General features: G+C 64.7%; 19 protein-coding genes and 1 pseudogene. 9 read left to right on the plus strand and 11 right to left on the minus strand.

Going from position 1 to position 17,259, the window contains the following annotated elements:
- Positions 1–121 precede the first annotated feature (121 nt).
- Positions 122–445, minus strand: coding sequence for an AzlD domain-containing protein (locus tag HDG32_RS10925; RefSeq protein WP_090801726.1), 324 nt, complete (start codon positions 443–445; stop codon positions 122–124).
- On the minus strand, positions 442–1,197 hold the full coding sequence (locus tag HDG32_RS10930) for an AzlC family ABC transporter permease (RefSeq protein WP_184066531.1): 756 nt from the start codon (positions 1,195–1,197) through the stop codon (positions 442–444). Before HDG32_RS10930 ends, HDG32_RS10925 begins: the two co-directional genes overlap by 4 nt.
- Before the next feature lie 226 nt (positions 1,198–1,423).
- Between HDG32_RS10930 and HDG32_RS10935 the strand changes: the two genes are divergently transcribed.
- The 6 genes from HDG32_RS10935 to HDG32_RS10960 all read left to right on the plus strand — a co-directional run bounded on the left by HDG32_RS10935 (position 1,424) and on the right by HDG32_RS10960 (position 6,136).
- Positions 1,424–2,347, plus strand: a complete 924-nt coding sequence (locus HDG32_RS10935) for a branched-chain amino acid transaminase (protein ID WP_184066533.1) — start codon at positions 1,424–1,426, stop codon at positions 2,345–2,347.
- Between the two features lie 74 nt (positions 2,348–2,421).
- Complete coding sequence (locus HDG32_RS10940; RefSeq protein ID WP_008920434.1) at positions 2,422–2,616, plus strand: zinc-finger domain-containing protein; 195 nt, start codon at positions 2,422–2,424, stop codon at positions 2,614–2,616.
- A 209-nt stretch (positions 2,617–2,825) separates the two neighbouring features.
- Positions 2,826–3,851, plus strand: a complete 1,026-nt coding sequence (waaF, locus tag HDG32_RS10945; protein WP_018421708.1) for a lipopolysaccharide heptosyltransferase II — start codon at positions 2,826–2,828, stop codon at positions 3,849–3,851.
- Between the two features lie 165 nt (positions 3,852–4,016).
- Entirely contained in the window at positions 4,017–4,463 is a 447-nt protein-coding gene (locus tag HDG32_RS10950) for a nuclear transport factor 2 family protein (protein ID WP_184066535.1), read from the plus strand.
- Between the two features lie 52 nt (positions 4,464–4,515).
- Positions 4,516–5,568, plus strand: coding sequence for a hydrolase (locus HDG32_RS10955; protein ID WP_184066537.1), 1,053 nt, complete (start codon positions 4,516–4,518; stop codon positions 5,566–5,568).
- Complete coding sequence (locus tag HDG32_RS10960) at positions 5,561–6,136, plus strand: DUF2946 family protein (protein WP_184066540.1); 576 nt, start codon at positions 5,561–5,563, stop codon at positions 6,134–6,136. Before HDG32_RS10955 ends, HDG32_RS10960 begins: the two co-directional genes overlap by 8 nt.
- 18 nt (positions 6,137–6,154) lie before the next feature.
- Here the strand turns inward: HDG32_RS10960 and HDG32_RS10965 are convergent.
- Positions 6,155–6,581 (minus strand): annotated as a pseudogene (locus tag HDG32_RS10965) (M48 family peptidase); the annotation flags it as partial.
- Positions 6,582–6,810: 229 nt separating this feature from the next.
- Between HDG32_RS10965 and moaC the strand changes: the two are divergent.
- Positions 6,811–7,290: a cyclic pyranopterin monophosphate synthase MoaC gene (moaC, locus tag HDG32_RS10970; protein ID WP_018421713.1), complete on the plus strand. Its 480-nt coding sequence runs from the start codon at positions 6,811–6,813 to the stop codon at positions 7,288–7,290.
- Between the two features lies 1 nt (position 7,291).
- A complete protein-coding gene (locus HDG32_RS10975) occupies positions 7,292–7,672 on the plus strand; it encodes a nucleotide pyrophosphohydrolase (RefSeq protein WP_311539705.1) in 381 nt (126 codons plus the stop codon).
- Positions 7,673–7,725: 53 nt separating this feature from the next.
- Here HDG32_RS10975 and HDG32_RS10980 read toward each other — a convergent pair whose 3' ends face one another.
- The 8 genes from HDG32_RS10980 to recA all read right to left on the minus strand — a co-directional run bounded on the left by HDG32_RS10980 (position 7,726) and on the right by recA (position 16,208).
- Entirely contained in the window at positions 7,726–9,510 is a 1,785-nt protein-coding gene (locus HDG32_RS10980) for a Wzy polymerase domain-containing protein (protein ID WP_184066543.1), read from the minus strand.
- A gap of 162 nt (positions 9,511–9,672) precedes the next feature.
- A complete protein-coding gene (locus HDG32_RS10985) occupies positions 9,673–10,296 on the minus strand; it encodes a pilin (RefSeq protein ID WP_090801738.1) in 624 nt (207 codons plus the stop codon).
- Positions 10,297–10,453: 157 nt separating this feature from the next.
- Positions 10,454–11,158, minus strand: coding sequence for a TerC family protein (locus HDG32_RS10990; RefSeq protein ID WP_026226026.1), 705 nt, complete (start codon positions 11,156–11,158; stop codon positions 10,454–10,456).
- 165 nt (positions 11,159–11,323) lie between these two features.
- On the minus strand, positions 11,324–12,205 hold the full coding sequence (sucD, locus tag HDG32_RS10995; protein WP_013090441.1) for a succinate--CoA ligase subunit alpha: 882 nt from the start codon (positions 12,203–12,205) through the stop codon (positions 11,324–11,326).
- 130 nt (positions 12,206–12,335) lie between these two features.
- A complete protein-coding gene (sucC, locus tag HDG32_RS11000) occupies positions 12,336–13,505 on the minus strand; it encodes an ADP-forming succinate--CoA ligase subunit beta (RefSeq protein ID WP_013090442.1) in 1,170 nt (389 codons plus the stop codon).
- A 55-nt stretch (positions 13,506–13,560) separates the two neighbouring features.
- Positions 13,561–14,235 (minus strand): DUF2889 domain-containing protein, encoded by a 675-nt coding sequence (locus tag HDG32_RS11005; protein WP_184066546.1) that lies wholly within the window; start codon positions 14,233–14,235, stop codon positions 13,561–13,563.
- A gap of 130 nt (positions 14,236–14,365) precedes the next feature.
- The gene (gene recX, locus HDG32_RS11010; protein WP_184066548.1) at positions 14,366–15,124 is read right to left on the minus strand and encodes a recombination regulator RecX; all 759 of its coding nucleotides are present in this window, start codon (positions 15,122–15,124) and stop codon (positions 14,366–14,368) included.
- Positions 15,125–15,131: 7 nt separating this feature from the next.
- A complete protein-coding gene (gene recA, locus HDG32_RS11015) occupies positions 15,132–16,208 on the minus strand; it encodes a recombinase RecA (protein ID WP_018421721.1) in 1,077 nt (358 codons plus the stop codon).
- A 254-nt stretch (positions 16,209–16,462) separates the two neighbouring features.
- On the opposite strand from recA, the gene HDG32_RS11020 reads away from it, so the two are divergent.
- Positions 16,463–17,251, plus strand: a complete 789-nt coding sequence (locus HDG32_RS11020) for a response regulator transcription factor (RefSeq protein ID WP_184066551.1) — start codon at positions 16,463–16,465, stop codon at positions 17,249–17,251.
- Positions 17,252–17,259 lie beyond the last annotated feature (8 nt).

Raw genomic sequence — 17,259 nt, forward strand, 5'->3', positions numbered from 1 at the left:
AAAAGCATTTTAACTGATCCCAACGGCCTTCTGATCCGCGACGCGGCGAATCTCGCGCATTTGATCGCAAGGCCGCAGATGCCGCGACGTAGCATTCATCGCCGCACCCCGGGCCCGGCCCTCACAGGAAGACGCGCATCAGCGTGAACACGACCATTCCGGTCACGATCGTGCCGAGCATGGTGCGCCGCCACAAAAACCAGCCGAGGCCGGCGAGCGTCGCGTAAAGCTCATGGTTGGAAGGCGCGAACGACAGCCCATCGGACGTCGTCAGCACGTCGGGCACCACCACCGCGGCGAGCGCGGCGGCCGGCGCGTAGCGCAGCATCTTCTGCACGCGCGCCGGCAGTACCGTGCGCTCGCCGCCGATCAGGAACATCGCGCGCGTGAGCGCGGTGACGAAGGTCATGCCGAAAATGGCGAGCCAGATTTGCGTGGAGGTCATCGGGAGTCTCCGGCGCGATCGTTCACGCCACGAATGCGGCGCAGGTCGGCGCGCTCGATCATCAGATCGGCCGCACTACCGGCCGCGATCGCCGCGATCACCGCGAGCGGCAACGCCAGCCGGTACGGCAGATCGAGCGCGAGCAGCGACACGATGCCGGCCACGCTGACCGCGACCAGCGTCGAGCGGGTGGCGATCGCCGACACCATCACCGGCAGCAGCGCGAGCGTGCCGGCCAGCGCGAGCCCCCAATTGTCCGGAATCAGGCTCGCGAGCAGGATGCCGATGATCGACGACACCTGCCACGACAGCCAGCTCGATACCGCCATGCCCCAGAAGTACGCCTCCTTGCCCGGCACGTAGCCGGTCGGAAAGCTCTTCTTGACGAATAGCAGATAGATCACGTCGCCGTTGAAATAGCCCAGCACGATGCGCCGCCACATCGACAGATACGGGAAGTGCGGCGCGAGGCCGGCGCTGAAGATCACGAAGCGGGTGTTGACCATCGCCGCGGTCAGCAACACGGTCCACACCGGCAGCTTCGCCGCGAGGAGCGGCAACACCGCCAGCTGCGACGATCCGGCGTAGCACAGCAGCGACATCGTGAGCGCCTGCGGCAGCGTCAGCACGGACTTGCTCATCGCGATGCCGGTCACGAGGCCCCAGGAAAAAATCGCCATCAGCGTGGGGGCGTAGGCGCGCGCGCCTTCACGAAAAGCGCGGCGATCGGTGTCGGACAGTCGAGCGAGCATCGGGCGAAGGGTGCGGGCGCAGGAAACGCCGTCAAAAAGGCCAGGTCGGCGCCAGCTTGCGAGACCACCCGCTGGCGCATCCGGATTTGATTTATGCGTGCGCTGGATTATAGCGTCCGGGGTGCGCCCAAATGCCCGTGGTGTGTGCAAAAGACGCTAAAATAGCGCTCCCGGCCATGTCCTGCGCTCATGGCCGCACCTCATAACGCACCTGCTGGAGAACCGTATGTCAATGGCCGACCGCGACGGCAAGATCTGGATGGATGGCAAGCTCATCGAGTGGCGTGATGCCAAAATCCACGTGCTCACCCATACGCTGCACTACGGCATGGGCGTGTTCGAGGGCGTGCGCGCTTACAAGACGGCCGACGGCGCCACCGCGATTTTCCGCCTGCAGGAGCACACCAAGCGCCTTCTGAACTCGGCGAAGATCTTCCAGATGAACGTGCCGTTCGACCATGAAACGCTCGCCGCCGCGCAGCGCGAAGTGGTCCGCGAGAACAAGCTCGATTCGTGCTATCTGCGCCCGATCATCTGGGTCGGCTCGGAAAAGCTCGGCGTGTCGGCCAAGGGCAACACGATTCACGTCGCGATCGCCGCGTGGCCGTGGGGCGCATACCTTGGCGAAGACGGCATCACCAAGGGCATCCGCGTAAAGACGTCGTCGTTCACGCGCCATCACGTGAACGTGTCGATGGTGCGCGCGAAGGCGTCGGGCTGGTACGTGAACTCGATCCTCGCGAACCAGGAAGCGATCGCCGACGGCTACGACGAAGCGCTGTTGCTCGACGTCGACGGCTACGTGTCGGAAGGCTCGGGCGAGAACTTCTTCCTCGTCAACAACGGCAAGCTGTACACGCCTGATCTGTCGTCGTGCCTCGACGGCATCACGCGCGACACCGTCATCACGCTCGCGCGCGACATGGACCTGCAGGTGATCGAAAAGCGCATCACGCGCGACGAAGTCTATACCTGCGACGAAGCGTTCTTCACCGGCACGGCGGCCGAAGTCACGCCGATCCGCGAGCTCGACAACCGCACGATCGGCGCTGGCGCGCGCGGCCCGATCACCGAAAAGCTGCAGTCGGCTTTCTTCGACGTCGTGAACGGCAGGAGCGCGAAATACGCGCACTGGCTCACGAAGATCTGAGCGACGTTTCGAGATGCCCCGCGCAGCCCAACGGCGGCGCACTGCACGCACCCCGCATACAACGAGAAAGTCTCATGAGCGAAATCAAGGAAATGCCGCTGGTCGAACTGTCGGCAAAAGATCTGCCGGCGTATTGTCCGAACCCGGCCATGCCGCGCTGGAGCGCGCATCCGCGCGTCTTCATCGACGTGTCGCACGGCGAAGCGCGTTGCCCGTATTGCAGCACGCGTTACAAGCTGCGCGACGGCGAAGTGATCAAGGGCCATTGATCCAACGCATCGAGCGGTTCTGAGCCAGCTTGCACGGCACGAGGCGCGCGTTTTGAATCACGCGCTCGCCGCGCCGCAGGCTCGACCGCACGACGCGTGCGGCCGAACGGCATCGCGCCGTGCGGCTTTCCGCTTTCCCCATTTACCTATCCGAGTGCCGCGCGCATCGCGCGCGCGGCGCTTGTTATCGACACCGGACACTCACTCTGATGCGTCGCGCGTTGGTTATCGCACCGAACTGGATCGGTGACGCATTGATGGCGCAGCCGCTGTTTGCGCGCCTCGTGAAATTGCATCCGCGCATCGTCATCGACGCGGTCGCGCCCAGCTGGGTCGCACCCGTGCTCGAACGCATGCCGGAAATCCGCGACGTCTACGCGACCGATCTCGCCCACGGCAAGCTGCAGATGCTGCGCCGCTGGCAGCTGTCGAGCGATCTGCGCGACGTCGGCTACGACGCGGCCTACGTGCTGCCGAATTCGTTCAAGTCGGCGCTGATTCCGTGGCTGGCGGGCATTCCGCTGCGCATCGGCTACACCGGCGAGAGTCGCTACGGCGTGCTGAACGTGCGTCACGCGAATCCGCGCAAGGACGCCCGCCCGCCGATGGTCGGCCACTACGCCGCCCTCGCCTATGCGCCAGGCGCCAAGGTCCCCGAAGATCTGCCGATGCCGCGCCTCGACACGGACCTGAACGAGGCCTCGCGCGTGTCGGCGCGCTTCAATCTCGATACGCGCGTGCCGCTGCTGGTGTTCTGCCCCGGCGCCGAATACGGTCCCGCGAAGCGCTGGCCGCCCGAGCACTTCGCGTCGCTCGCGCAGATGGTCGGCCAGTCGTTCCCGTACACGCAAATCGTCGCGCTCGGCTCGCCGAAAGACGCGCCGCTCGCGCAGGCGATCGCCGAGAAAGCGCCGAACGTGCGCAACCTGTGCGGCCAGACCGCACTCGGCGAGGCTTGCGCGCTGATCTCGCGGGCCAACGCGGTCGTCACCAACGACTCCGGACTGATGCACGTCGCCGCCGCGCTGCGCCGCCCGCTCGTGGCCGTCTACGGTTCGACCGATCCGCGCCACACCCCGCCCTTGTCCGAGCTCGCGAAGGTACAATGGCTTCATCTCGAATGCAGCCCCTGTTTTGAGCGCGAGTGCCCGCTCGGTCATCTGAACTGTCTGAAGCAGCTGAGCGCAGAGCAGGTTTTCGGCGATTTGCGCGGCATGCTGCTCGCGCAGCGCTGAGCTGACTGGTACTCGCACGCAACACCGCACGCCCCGAGCGCGTCGCGTCATGTTCGCGCCTTGCGGCACGGGCAAGCTGACGCCGGGGGCGATGGTCCGGCGCTCTGGACCGTCCCGCTACCGCTGACCCGCAACCGCGCGCCGCGCACAAGAGACTGACGAGCCATGCCACGTTTTGCCCATATCTTCGAAGCCGCCGCCGATACCCTGAACGCCTACTATCAGGCCGTCGCCGAGGTCAATATCGACAGCTTGATGGGCTTGTGGATCGACGAGGAGTTCGTCAGCTGCATCTGCGCGGACGGCTCGCATCTGCACGGCCTCGAGAGCATCCGCAATGGCTTGCAGGTCCAGCTCGAAGCGCTGCCGGTGTCGATCGAGCCGCTCGACATCCGCGTCTACGACAGCCTCGGCACCGTCGTCTATGCGATTGCCGAAGCACATCGTCCGGCCAACCCGACCGCCACGCCCGCGATGGTCTTCACCACCTACGTGCTGGTCCATGAACGCGGCGAATGGCGCATTGCGCATATTCACGCAAGCCCGATGCCGAACGAGACCGCCAGCCAGTTCGCGACGAAGATGCGGCATGGCCAGGGTCCGCTGCACTGACGCGCGGCACCACGACAGATTCGGAATCACGTTTTCTCGCCTTTCCGCCGGTATGAGTTCGACGCCACATAAACCCGCTTCCTCCGGTACGGCCCCCGTCAAGGTGGCGGCCGCCGTCGAGGCGACCGTCGAGCTGCTGTACCGCGCGCCGCTGTGGCTGCCGAACCGGCATGTGCAGACGATCGTCCCGTCGCTGTTCGCGCGCCGCCCCGCGGTATCGTTTCGCCGTGAGCGCTGGGACACCCCGGACGGCGATTTCATCGATCTCGACTGGGTCGCGCACGATACTCCGCCCACCGACACCGCGCCGCTCTTCGTGCTGTTTCACGGCCTGGAAGGCAGTTCGTCGTCGCACTACGCGGTCGCGCTGATGGCCGCCGCGCGCGAATACGGCTGGCACGGCGTGGTGCCGCACTTTCGCAGTTGCAGCGGCCCGCTGAACCGGCTGCCGCGCTTCTATCATCTCGCCGACAGCAACGAGGTCGACTGGATCCTGCGCCGCCTGCGCGCCGCGCATCGCGGGTCGGTGGTCGCGGCGGGCGTGTCGCTCGGCGGCAACGTGCTGCTGCGCTGGCTCGGTGAGCGGCAGGCCGATGCGGCGCGGGTGGTAGCCGCCGCTGCCGCGATTTCGACACCGATCGACGTCCATGCGGGCGGCCGTGCGCTGTCGCAGGGCTTCGGCCTCGTCTACACGCGCAGCTTCCTGAAGACGCTGAAGCACAAGGCCAACCAGAAGCTCGAGCAGTTCCCGGGCCTGTTCGATCGCGACGCGATGCTCGCGAGCCGCACGATGTACGAGTTCGACAACGTCGTGACCGCGCCGCTGCACGGCTTTCGCGATACCGACGACTACTGGAGCACCGCAACCACCCGCCCGCTGCTGCCGCACATTCAGGTGCCGACGCTCGTGCTCAACGCGCGCAACGACCCGTTCCTGCCGGCCGAAGCGCTGCCGTCGCGGCACGAGGTGTCGGCGGCGGTCGAGCTTTATCAGCCTGAGCACGGCGGCCACGCGGGCTTCATGACCGGGCCGTTCCCGGGCCGCATCGACTGGCTGTCGCGGCGCGTGTTCGGCTATCTGGAGCGACACGTCGATCATGGATGACATCGTCAAACAGGCGCTCGCCAAATGGCCGAACGTGCCGAGTTGCACCGGCTGGCTGATGCTCGACCGGCGCGGCAACTGGCGCATGCGCGACGAAGCGGCCCAGACGAGCGGCGCGCCCGGCGTGCCGATCCGGCATGAGGCGCTGCTTGGCTTCATCAACCGGAACTACGAGGCCGATGAGCGCGGGCAGTGGTTTTTTCAGAACGGACCACAGCGCGTGTATGTCGAGCTGGCTTATACGCCGTGGGTGGTCAGATTGTCCGCGCACGCGGATGGAACGCTCGCGCTGCACGACCAGGGCGGCGGCGCGTTCGAGCCGGCGGCGGTGTTCGTGGATGAAGACGGCGGCATTCTGTTTGCGGATCGCTCGCAGCCAGCACGTATCGCGGTGCTGCACGATCACGACCTCGAGATCTTCTCCGATCACGCGACGCTCGCCGACGATGGCTCATTGAGCGGTGCGTTCCACTGGAGTGTTCAGCGCACCTTGCCGCTGCAAAGCGTGCGACGCGATCAGGTGGCCGCGCGCTTTGGCTTCGTTGCGAGCCCGGCGGCGCAGGTCTGACGTGCGCTCACGTCCACCCTACCCTTTCTCGTCGAGCCGCTCCTCCTTGTAGCGGCTCCCCATCTCGTGCAGGCGCGCGTCGACGGTCGCGAGGTCGTAATAGCCGATCGTCTTCAGGTCGCGCGCGTCCTTCAGCTGCCGGATCGCCGATGGCCACGCGCCCTCCAGCGCGAACTTCTCCGCCATCGCGCGATGCTGCGTCAATGTATCGCCACTGCCCGCGCTCGCCTGCGCGAGATAGAGCCACCACGCGGGTTGATCGGGATGCCGCCCGGGTCTCCTGCTTCGCGAGCGCCTGCGCGTCGGTGAAGCGATGTAGCGTGAACAGCGTGCGGATATGCATGTCGGGCGCCGCGTTCGATTGCGGCCAGCGCTTCTGCGCGAGCTCGGCGAGACGCGCGGCTTCGTCGGTGTGACCGGCACTCCGTGCGATGTCGGTCGCGAGTGCGACGGATAGCGACGCAGCGAGGAATCGTTTTGGATGCATCGCGAAGCCGGCCTGACGAAGTCGAAAAACGCTGCGCGTGGCCCGGACTAAGATAATGGGCAAGGGCGTCGCAGGACGCGTACGAGGCAAAACTCAGAGCACGACACAGCGCAAATGTAATCAGTCGCCGCGACGATTCGAGGCCGCGCCGCACTGCTATGATAGGCGCCCTCTGAAGGAGTCAACCATGCCTGAACTCACTCATTTCGATGCGGCCGGTGACGCGCATATGGTGGACGTCGGCGGCAAGCAGGAGACCAGGCGCATCGCGATCGCGCGTGGCTCGATCCGCATGCTGCCCGACACGTTCGCGCTGATCCGCGACGGCAACGCCAAAAAGGGCGACGTGATCGGCATCGCGCGGATCGCGGCGATCCAGGCCTCGAAGCGCACCGCCGATCTGATTCCGCTCTGTCATCCGCTCGCGCTGACACGCGTGAAGGCCGATTTCGAACTCGACGAGCAGATGCCCGGCGTGCATTGCACGGTCCAGGTCGAGACGTTTGGACGCACGGGCGTCGAAATGGAGGCGCTTACCGCCGTGCAGATCGGGCTGCTGACCGTGTACGACATGTGCAAGGCGGTGGATCGCGGCATGACGATCACCGATGTGAAGGTGATGGAAAAGCATGGCGGGAAATCGGGGGATTGGGTCGCGCAAGCTTGACGTGCGGTTCGACAACTATCCGGGTAGCAACATGACCATCGACGAACTGCTCGAGCAGCTACTGGCGTTTCGCGACGCGCGCGACTGGCGGCAGTTTCACACGCTGCGCAACCTGATCGTCTCCACCGGCATCGAAGCCGGTGAGCTGTTGGAGACGATTCAGTGGAAGACCGATGCGCAGATCGACGCGCTGCTCGGCGATCCCGCGCAATCGACGAACCTCAGGCACGAGTGCGCCGACGTGTTCATGTACCTGCTGCTGGTCGCCCATACCGCCGGCTTCGATCTCGTCGACGCGGCAGCGGAAAAACTGAAGCTGAACGAAGCGCGCTACCCCGTCGACAAGGCGAAAGGCACGGCCGCGAAGTATTCCGAGCTTTGAACTTTGAAGGGAGGAAGCCGCGGCGCTAGCACGCCTAAGCTTCCGCGGCCCGATCAATCTTCGTCGCTGTCGTCATCCGGCGTCGCATCGTGCGCCGGTGTGCCGTAGCGCTTCACCAACTGCTGCTTGAAGCCCGCGAGCGACTTCTGCTCGTCGACGAGCTGGTAGAGATAGCCGAGCTGCGCCGGCCAGTCTTTCAATTCCTCGGCGAAGATCCGCAAGCGTTCGACCGTATCGAGCGCCGCCGCGGTATCGCCGGTCAGCGCCTGCAGCACCGCGTAGCGACGCAGCACCGTCTCGCCCGGCAACAGGGCGATCGCCTGCTTGTGCATCGCGAGCTTGCGCTGCAGGTTCAGCGGATTCATCGGCTGCAGCGTCGCGAGACCGTATTCGCCCCACGCGCCGAACATGAACGACGGATCGGCGCCGTACTGCTCGGCCGGACGCGCGCCGTAGTAGAGCACCTCGGCACGCGCATAGTCGCGATACACCGGATACAGCGCGGCGAGTCCGCCGAACACCACCACCGCGAACGCGCCGAGCGACAGATTCGCCGGCACCGCGCGCAACGGCCGCGTTTCGAGCAGGCCGAACACGAACATCGCGGGCAACAGGAAGAACATGTACTGCTGCGGATACTCGACGAGCGCATGCATCGTCAGCACGCCGATCAGCGCGATGCCGAACACGCGCGCGGCGCTTTGCGGCGCACGCACGACGCGCACGAGCCACGCGACGAGACCCACGAGCACGATCGCGAGACCGATCAGACCGGTTTTCGCGAGCAGGTCGACGAAAATGTCGTGCGAGTTGTTGGCGATTTCGACGCCGCCCAGCTGCTTGACGAGCTCGAACTGATGGCTCGGAAATTCGCCCCAGCCGACGCCGAGCAGCGGATGCTGCTTGAACATCGTCCAGCCGTATTTCCACAGCGCGAGGCGCGGCGCGATCTGGCCGGCATCCTGGAAGCGTTCGGCCGCCGACTGCGCGAGTTCGAGGTGAAAGCGCACGTTGGCCCAGCGGATCAGCGCATTGACCACGAAAAACAGCACCGCGAGCGCGATCGGCACCAGCCATTCACGGTTGCTACGGCGCAATTGCGGTTCGTTGCGAGTCTGCGCGAAGGCCATCCAGAAGCCGGCGACGACGATCACGCCCATCTGCAGCCATGGACCCCGCGACACGGTCAGCGCGAGGCCGACCGAGAAAATCGTCGAGACGAGCAGCCAGATGGGCACCGCGATGCGGCGCGTCTGCACGAGGTACAGCGCGCCCGCCATCGCGAACGCGATATACGTCGCGAGGTGGTTCGCCTGCGCCATGTTGCCGAACGGCCGGCGCTCGACGGTTATGTTGTACGCGACGACGAGCGGAGCCACGCGCGCCTCGAGGTGAAACAGCTGGGTCACCTGACTGAACACCGCGAACAGACCGCCGACGATCAACGCCCCCGCCGCCCAGCGCAACGCGGTCTCGTCGAGCTTCACGCGCGTGAAGCCGTAGCCCACATGCACGGCCATCCACGCAGCGAGCAGGAAGCCCGCGCCGAGCCAGTTCATCGATGGCTCCGCGACCGGCAGCACCAGCGTCTGCACGACCAGCACGAGGCCGAACAGCAGGGGTACGAGCGCGACCGCGGGCGACGCGAAGCTCACACGCGGCCGGGTGGTCGCGACCAGCAGCACGACGGCTGCCCCGGTCAGCAGAAACAGCGCGAGCGAGGTGAATTCGGCGTAGAAGGTTGGGATCGGATACGTATGGTTGGCAACCGCGTAGGGCAGGATCAACGCAAGAGCCAGCAGTACGAGAGACAGGTAGCGCGCGAAAGGGGTGGGCATCGAATCAACGGTGGGCGTCAGCAACCGGCGCACTATACAAAAATTTCGTTGCACTGTGCGCCGGTCCGGCCGAAATAGGCTGAAAATCAGCCTTTTACGTTGTGGCTTCGACTCATCCAGTCAGCGCTCGGCTGCTGTCTCGTTCACTCACTCATTTGCCCCTTATGAACGGCATTCGGGCGGCGCCAGATTCGCGGCGAGCGTCGGCGCCTCGCTTGGCATCGGCCCCGAACCCGGCGCCGGCAACGACGACGCGCTCTTGCCGCTCGCAAAGCATTCCCACGTCAGCGCGCCGGTCTGCACCGCGTCCTTGCTCAACGCGACTCGCGCGCTCGGCGCATCGACGTTGTCCGGGACCGACGGCACCAGCGTCATGGTGTTTGCGCCGGCCTGCGCGACACGCGTCGAGTACGTGATCGTGATCTGACCAGTGTCGTCGTCGATCTGGATGGACTCGACGTTGCGCGTGGCGGGCGGCGACGCATAACCGCCGCTGAACGCGTTGCCGCTCGCGGCGTTTTCGGCCACCGCGAGCCGCGCCGACGCCGCGAGCGACAAGCCCTCGCCGACCCGGCTGCGCGCCAGATAGTCCTGATACGCGGGAATCGCGTAGGCCGCGATCACGCCGACGATCGCGAGCACGATCATCAACTCGATCAGCGTGAAGCCGACGCCGCAGCGGCGGCAGATGCGCGCGAACCAGCTCGCGCGCCAGCGTGCGCGGCGCGACCTACGCGAGGATTGCGTCGATTGAGAGTATGGGGAATATGGCAGGGTAACGATCATCGGCAGACTCCTGATACGAGAAACGCCTGGCCCGTGGATCGGGAACAGGCGTTTCAATCGTAGCGAGCGAAGCTCGCGCGTCACAGTCAGCCGGATGGCCAGGCTTGCATTCGGACGACATCACGAATCAGGCAGCGATGCACCGTCAGCACCATGCTCACACCGCCGCACGTTTCGCGTTACGGCGCTTCAACAGATAACCGACGATCACGACGAACAGCGCGCCCGCGATGCTCATCCCGTATTCGGCGACTGGCGTGTCGAGGATCGGCCAGCGGTCGCCGGCCGGGTCGTTGACCATCAGACCACCCGCGATCCAGCCGAGCAGGCCCGCGCCGAACAGTACGATGCCCGGAAAGCGATCGAGCAGCTTCAGAATCAGCTGGCTGCCCCACACGATCAGCGGAATGCTCACGACGAGGCCAAAGATCACCAAAGCCAACCGGTGCTCGTGCTCCGCGGCTTCGGCCGCGCCCGCGATCGCGATCACGTTGTCGACGCTCATCACCGCATCCGCGATGATGATCGTCTTCACCGCCGAGATCAGCTTGTCGGCCGGCTTCACGTTGTCGTGAGCGTCGTGCGCCGGCGCGAGCAGGCGCACGCCGATCCACAGCAGCAGCAAGCCGCCCGCGAACTTCAGGAACGGCACGTCGAGCAGCACGACCGCGAACGCGATCAGCACGACGCGCAGCGCGATCGCGCCGGCGGTCCCCCACACGATCCCACGCATGCGCTGCGACTGCGGCAGGTTGCGGCAGGCGAGCGCGATCACGACCGCGTTGTCGCCGCCGAGCAGAACGTCGATGACGATGATCTGAAAGACCGAGCCCCAATGGAGGGTCGTGAAGAATTCGAGCATGGAAAAAAGCATAAGAAAAAATCGACCGCGCGGACAGAACCGCGGCGCAAGCTCGGACAAAAAAAAGCGGGGGAGTCTGCACTCCCCCGCTTTTTGGGACCGCCCGCTCACGAAAGGAGGTCGTAAGCGTATCAAAATCGCGCGCCAACGGCACGCGAATTCGATTTACAGCATCGCCTTCAGAAGACGCGCCATTTCCGACGGGTTCTTCGTGACCTTGATACCGCACGCGTCCATGATTTCCAGTTTCGCTTCGGCGGTGTCCGCACCGCCCGAGATCAGCGCGCCGGCGTGGCCCATGCGCTTGCCCGGAGGCGCCGTGACGCCAGCGATGAAGCCAACCACCGGCTTCTTCATGTTGTCCTTGATCCAGTGCGCGGCGTTCGCCTCGTCCGGACCGCCGATTTCGCCGATCATGATGACGGCGTCCGTATCCGGATCGTCGTTGAACATCTTCATCACGTCGATGTGCTTCAGACCATTGATGGGGTCGCCGCCGATGCCGACTGCCGACGACTGGCCGAGGCCGATCGCGGTCAGCTGGCCGACTGCTTCATACGTCAGCGTGCCCGAACGCGACACGACGCCGATGCGGCCCTTGCGATGGATGTGACCCGGCATGATGCCGATCTTCAGTTCGTCCGGCGTGATCGTGCCCGGGCAGTTCGGTCCGAGCAGCAGCGTCTTGCGGTTTTCGCGACGCATACGGTCCTTGATCTCGATCATGTCGCGGACGGGAATGCCTTCCGTGATACAGATTGCGAGATCCAGGTCGGCTTCGACTGCTTCCCAGATTGCGGCGGCAGCGCCTGCCGGCGGAACGTAAATCACCGACACGGTCGCGCCCGTCTCAGCCTTGGCTTCAGCGACGCTCGCGTAGATGGGGATGCCTTCGAAATCTTCGCCGGCGCGCTTCGGGTTCACGCCCGCGACGTACGCTTCGCGGCCGTTTGCGTATTCACGGCAAGCACGCGTGTGGAACTGACCGGTCTTGCCGGTGATGCCCTGCGTGATGACCTTGGTGTCTTTGTTGATCAGAATCGACATGTATTGACCTCTGTTCGTTTGGCGTCGCGCGGTAGCGCCACTCGGCGCGATGCTTCACGCCTGTGTCGCTCGCGCGCCGCCACTCGTAAACCTGGCAAATGAGCTGGTAAATGCGCCGTGGACAGCTGGCTTAGGCCTTGCCCGAAGCAGCCGCGACGACCTTCTGAGCCGCCTCTTCCATGCTGTCCGCCGAGATGATCGGCAGGCCGGATTCGGCGAGCATCTTCTTGCCCAGGTCTTCGTTCGTGCCCTTCATGCGGACCACGAGCGGCACCTTCAGCGACACGGCCTTCGACGCCGCGATCACGCCTTCCGCGATCACGTCGCAGCGCATGATGCCACCGAAGATGTTGACCAGAATCGCGGTCAGGTTCGGGTTCTTCAGCATGATCTTGAAGGCTTCGGTGACCTTCTCGGTCGTAGCTCCTCCGCCGACGTCGAGGAAGTTCGCCGGTTCGCCGCCGAACAGCTTGATGGTGTCCATCGTTGCCATTGCGAGGCCGGCGCCGTTCACCAGACAGCCGATGTTGCCGTCGAGCGAGATGTACGCGAGGTCGAACTTCGACGCTTCGATTTCAGCCGGATCTTCTTCGTCCAGATCGCGGTACGCGACGATTTCCGGGTGACGGAACAGCGCGTTCGAGTCGAAGTTGAACTTCGCGTCGAGTGCGATGACCTTGCCGTCGCCGGTCAGGATCAGCGGGTTGATTTCGGCGAGCGATGCGTCGGTTTCCCAGAATGCCTTGTACAGGCCTTGCAGGATCGCGCGAGCTTGCGGGATCGAAGCGTCGGGCACGCCGATCTTCTTCGCGAGGTCGTCTGCTTCCGAGTCCTTCAGGCCAGTCGACGGATCGACGGCAACCTTGTGGATCAGCTCAGGCGTCTTTTCCGCGACTTCTTCGACGTCCATGCCGCCTTCGCTCGACGCCATCACGACGATCTTCTGCGAAACGCGATCGATCACGAGACCGACATACAGTTCCTTCTTGATGTCGGCGCCTTCTTCGATCAGCAGGCGGTTCACCTTCTGGCCTTCCGGACCGGTCTGGTGCGTGACGAGCTGCATGCCGAGGATCTGGTTCGAGTACTCGCGAACCTGTTCCAGCGACTTGGCGACCTTGACGCCGCCGCCCTTGCCACGGCCACCCGCATGGATCTGAGCCTTCACGACCCACACCGGGCCGCCCAGCTCTTCCGCGGCCTTGACCGCATCATCCACCGAGAAGACCGGCTTGCCGCGCGGTACCGCGACGCCGAATTTCCGCAGGATTTCCTTACCCTGGTACTCGTGAATCTTCATGCGTGATTCCCTTCAGTGTGAGAGTTGGATAGAACTTCGATTCCGTTGCCGCCGTTCAGGCCGACGCGTCGCCGCTTCGTTCGCGGGCCGCCGCGCCGTCCGACGAGGCCGCGCGTTCCGCCGGACGCGGTGCATGACCATACCAGCGCGGATAAAACTGTTTCACCGCCTCGCCGTCGAAACGCAGCGCGTGGCAGCGTCCCAGCTGGAATGGCGGTTTGTCGTTGGAATGCCCGCCTGTGCCGTTAGACGATTCGTCTCCCGAACCCGCGTTCGCACCCGGCGTGCCGTCATCGGTGTTCCATACGTCGCCGGCGAACGCCTGGATCGCGGCGGTCGGCAGGATCGCGCACAGCTCGGTGAGATGCGTGCAACCGGCCGTGCCGGCCAGCAAACGGGCAGCATCGCGACGGAAGTTGTGGAACAGATTGAGCCCGATGAGGGCACGGTAGGCGGGATTGCTGGCCTGGCACAACCCTGGATAGGGCACCCAGTCGGACGACGCCTCGGCGTTGACGACATTGAGCTTGCGATCGATGGTGATGCGAAGCCAGAGTTCATGGATCGGCTGACCATTGGGCCGGACACCCGACGCAAGCGCCACATCGCGTGGCTTTTCGTCGGTCAGGCACGCTTCCACATCCCACAGACCATCGGCTCGCTCGTAAGCTTCCGCTCTGATTGCGCGACGATGGCGCAACTGACGGGACACTGGCGGGGAGAGCGACATGCGGGAAGGAAAGGCCGGATTGGAAAACGTCTGGATTTTAGCATAACGGGTATTTGGGACAGCCCCGATTGCGCACGGCCTGGCGCCAGGTTACGGCGCGGTAATTGCCCTACCCGTCGAGACTGGCGTGTTAGTCGCCGTCCCCGATGTCGTCGATACCCTTCAGGATCTTGCCGATCGTCGCGCCGGAGAAGCCGCGCGACGCGAGAAAGCGCGCCTGCTTCGCGCGCTCGGCCTGCGTTTGCGGCAACTGGCCGAACTTCTTGCGCCAGACCGCCTGGGCGCGCGCGAGTTCGGTTTCGCGCAATTGCGCGCTCGCCTCTTCGACGAGCGCCGGGTTGAGCGCGTGTTGCTTCAATTCGCCGAGAATGCGGCTCGTGCCGAGCCGCGATGCGCGCCGATGGATCAGGCTTTCCGCGAAGCGCGAGTCGGATAGCCAGTTTTCGGCCTGCAGCGCGTCGAGCACCGTGTCGAGCGAATCGGTTTCCTCGACGTAAGGCTTCAGCTTGCGGGCGAGGTCGGCGCGGCTATATTCGCGGCGCGACAGATAGCCGAGCGCGCGCGCTTTCAGCGAACGGGCGGGGCGTTGGGATTTTCTGCTGTCGTCTTTGTCGGACTGGCCCGGCTTCTCTTCGCCGGGTTGGCGACGCGAGCGGGTGTAGGTGACCTCGGAGGGGATTGGGGAATCGAGTCCGGAGGAATCCCGGCTGGACGACGCTGCAGCGGGCGCAGACCGCGTACGCTGCGGGTCGCGGCCCGCAGCGCGGTCATGTGCGTCGAACGGTTCGAACGGATCGCCGGATTCAGGCGATCCGTCCGCCGCGTCGCGCGGGCCGTCCGGATAGCGTCCGGAGTCGAAACCGGACAGCGGCCGGCCTTTGCGTATCACTTGATGCTTACTCTTCTTCGCCCGCGACTTCAGCGTCCGCGCCGGTCACGGCGTTCGCCATCGCGGTAACGCCCAGCGATTCGCGGATACGGTTTTCGATTTCGCGAGCGATATCCGGATTTTCGCGCAGGAATTCACGCGCGTTGTCCTTGCCCTGACCGATCCGCTCGCCGCTGTAGCTGTACCATGCGCCGGCCTTGTCGACGATCTTCGCCTGCACGCCGAGGTCGATGATTTCGCCCTGACGCGAGATGCCCTCGCCGTACAGGATGTCGAAAATCGCTTCACGGAACGGCGGCGCCACCTTGTTCTTGACGACCTTCACGCGGGTTTCGTTGCCGATCACTTCGTCGTTCTTCTTGATCGAGCCGATGCGGCGAATGTCGAGACGCACCGACGCGTAGAACTTCAGCGCATTACCGCCCGTGGTGGTTTCCGGGTTGCCGAACATCACGCCGATCTTCATGCGGATCTGGTTGATGAAGATCACGAGGCAGTTCGTGCGCTTGATCGTGCCGGTCAGCTTGCGCAGCGCCTGCGACATCAGACGCGCCTGCAGACCCGGCAGCGAGTCGCCCATTTCGCCTTCGATTTCCGCCTTCGGCACCAGCGCCGCGACCGAGTCGATCACGATCATGTCGATCGAGCCCGAGCGCACCAGCGCGTCGGCGATTTCGAGCGCCTGTTCGCCGGTGTCCGGCTGCGAGACCAGCAGGTCGGCGACGTTCACGCCGAGCTTGCCCGCGTATTGAATGTCCAGCGCGTGTTCCGCGTCGATGAACGCCGCGGTGCCGCCGAGCTTCTGCATTTCGGCGACGACCTGCAGCGTCAGCGTGGTTTTACCGGACGATTCCGGACCGTAGATTTCGACCACGCGGCCGCGCGGCAAACCGCCGACGCCCAGTGCGATGTCGAGGCCGAGCGATCCGGTGGAGACCACCTGGATGTCTTCGACTGCCTCACCTGCGCCGAGCCGCATGACCGACCCTTTGCCGAACTGCTTTTCGATCTGCGCGAGCGCGGCGGCGAGAGCCTTGCTCTTTTCAGCAGTCAGTCCAGCCGAGCCTTTCTTGCTTTCTTCCATGAATCGTCCTTTGCTATGATGAACGGCGTCTGAGGCAGATGTGCACCCGTGGTTCCACTCGAATTGAGCGGAGTCTCCAGGACATCACACGAAACGCAGACACTGTATAAAAAAACAGTAGTTTTGGCAAGCGCGATTGTGATGCGAACGCGCATCTTTTACTGTCGCATCGCCCCAACTACCCACAATAATGTTCGGAGACCGCTGCGCGCCGGGGCAACCCCACGGTGCCGGCAAAGCCAGGCTGGCGCATCATGCGAATTCTGATTGCCGAAGACGACAGCATACTCGCGGATGGTCTGGTTCGATCACTCCGCCAATCGGCCTATGCGGTCGATCACGTGAAAAGCGGCGTCGAAGCCGATACCGCGTTGTCAATGCAGACGTTCGACCTATTGATCCTCGATCTGGGCCTGCCGCGCATGTCCGGGCTCGAGGTGCTGCGCCGCCTGCGCGCGCGCAATTCGAACCTGCCCGTGCTGATCCTGACCGCCGCCGATAGCGTCGACGAACGCGTCAAAGGCCTCGACCTCGGCGCCGACGATTACATGGCCAAGCCCTTCGCGCTGAACGAACTCGAAGCGCGCGTGCGCGCGCTGACACGTCGCGGCGCGGGCGGCGGCCCGACCGTCGTGCGGCATGGCTCGCTGTCGTTCGATCAGGTGGGCCGCATCGCCTACGTCAACGACCAGGCGATCGATCTGTCGGCGCGCGAACTCGGGCTGCTCGAAGTGCTGCTGCAACGGATCGGCCGGCTGGTCTCGAAAGAGCAGCTCGTCGACCATCTATGCGAATGGGGCGAGGAAGTCAGCAACAACGCGATCGAAGTCTACGTGCACCGGCTGCGCAAGAAGATCGAACCGAGCGGCGTGCGCATCATCACCGTGCGCGGGCTCGGCTACTGTCTCGAAAAAGCGGCGCCGCCGGCGAATGCGAGCGCGCCCGCCACCCCGGCCGGCTCCGCGCCGCAGACGGCACAAGCGGCACAATCGTCCACCGCGCCGTCGTCCACCGCGATGCCGGCGAGCCACCACTACAAATAGAGGCCAGC

This window comes from Paraburkholderia sp. CI2, from assembly GCF_014201055.1.
GTDB classification, from domain to species: domain Bacteria; phylum Pseudomonadota; class Gammaproteobacteria; order Burkholderiales; family Burkholderiaceae; genus Paraburkholderia; species Paraburkholderia tuberum.

Excerpts from the sequence above, each read along its gene's own strand:
- HDG32_RS10925 (WP_090801726.1), bottom strand. The coding sequence starts at position 445 with ATGACCTCCACGCAAATCTGGCTCGCCATTTTCGGCATGACCTTCGTC.
- HDG32_RS10930 (WP_184066531.1), bottom strand. The coding sequence starts at position 1,197 with ATGCTCGCTCGACTGTCCGACACCGATCGCCGCGCTTTTCGTGAAGGC.
- HDG32_RS10935 (WP_184066533.1), top strand. The coding sequence starts at position 1,424 with ATGTCAATGGCCGACCGCGACGGCAAGATCTGGATGGATGGCAAGCTC.
- HDG32_RS10940 (WP_008920434.1), top strand. The coding sequence starts at position 2,422 with ATGAGCGAAATCAAGGAAATGCCGCTGGTCGAACTGTCGGCAAAAGAT.
- waaF (WP_018421708.1), top strand. The coding sequence starts at position 2,826 with ATGCGTCGCGCGTTGGTTATCGCACCGAACTGGATCGGTGACGCATTG.
- HDG32_RS10950 (WP_184066535.1), top strand. The coding sequence starts at position 4,017 with ATGCCACGTTTTGCCCATATCTTCGAAGCCGCCGCCGATACCCTGAAC.
- HDG32_RS10955 (WP_184066537.1), top strand. The coding sequence starts at position 4,516 with ATGAGTTCGACGCCACATAAACCCGCTTCCTCCGGTACGGCCCCCGTC.
- HDG32_RS10960 (WP_184066540.1), top strand. The coding sequence starts at position 5,561 with ATGGATGACATCGTCAAACAGGCGCTCGCCAAATGGCCGAACGTGCCG.
- moaC (WP_018421713.1), top strand. The coding sequence starts at position 6,811 with ATGCCTGAACTCACTCATTTCGATGCGGCCGGTGACGCGCATATGGTG.
- HDG32_RS10980 (WP_184066543.1), bottom strand. The coding sequence starts at position 9,510 with ATGCCCACCCCTTTCGCGCGCTACCTGTCTCTCGTACTGCTGGCTCTT.
- HDG32_RS10985 (WP_090801738.1), bottom strand. The coding sequence starts at position 10,296 with ATGATCGTTACCCTGCCATATTCCCCATACTCTCAATCGACGCAATCC.
- HDG32_RS10990 (WP_026226026.1), bottom strand. The coding sequence starts at position 11,158 with ATGCTCGAATTCTTCACGACCCTCCATTGGGGCTCGGTCTTTCAGATC.
- sucD (WP_013090441.1), bottom strand. The coding sequence starts at position 12,205 with ATGTCGATTCTGATCAACAAAGACACCAAGGTCATCACGCAGGGCATC.
- sucC (WP_013090442.1), bottom strand. The coding sequence starts at position 13,505 with ATGAAGATTCACGAGTACCAGGGTAAGGAAATCCTGCGGAAATTCGGC.
- HDG32_RS11005 (WP_184066546.1), bottom strand. The coding sequence starts at position 14,235 with ATGTCGCTCTCCCCGCCAGTGTCCCGTCAGTTGCGCCATCGTCGCGCA.
- recA (WP_018421721.1), bottom strand. The coding sequence starts at position 16,208 with ATGGAAGAAAGCAAGAAAGGCTCGGCTGGACTGACTGCTGAAAAGAGC.
- HDG32_RS11020 (WP_184066551.1), top strand. The coding sequence starts at position 16,463 with ATGCGAATTCTGATTGCCGAAGACGACAGCATACTCGCGGATGGTCTG.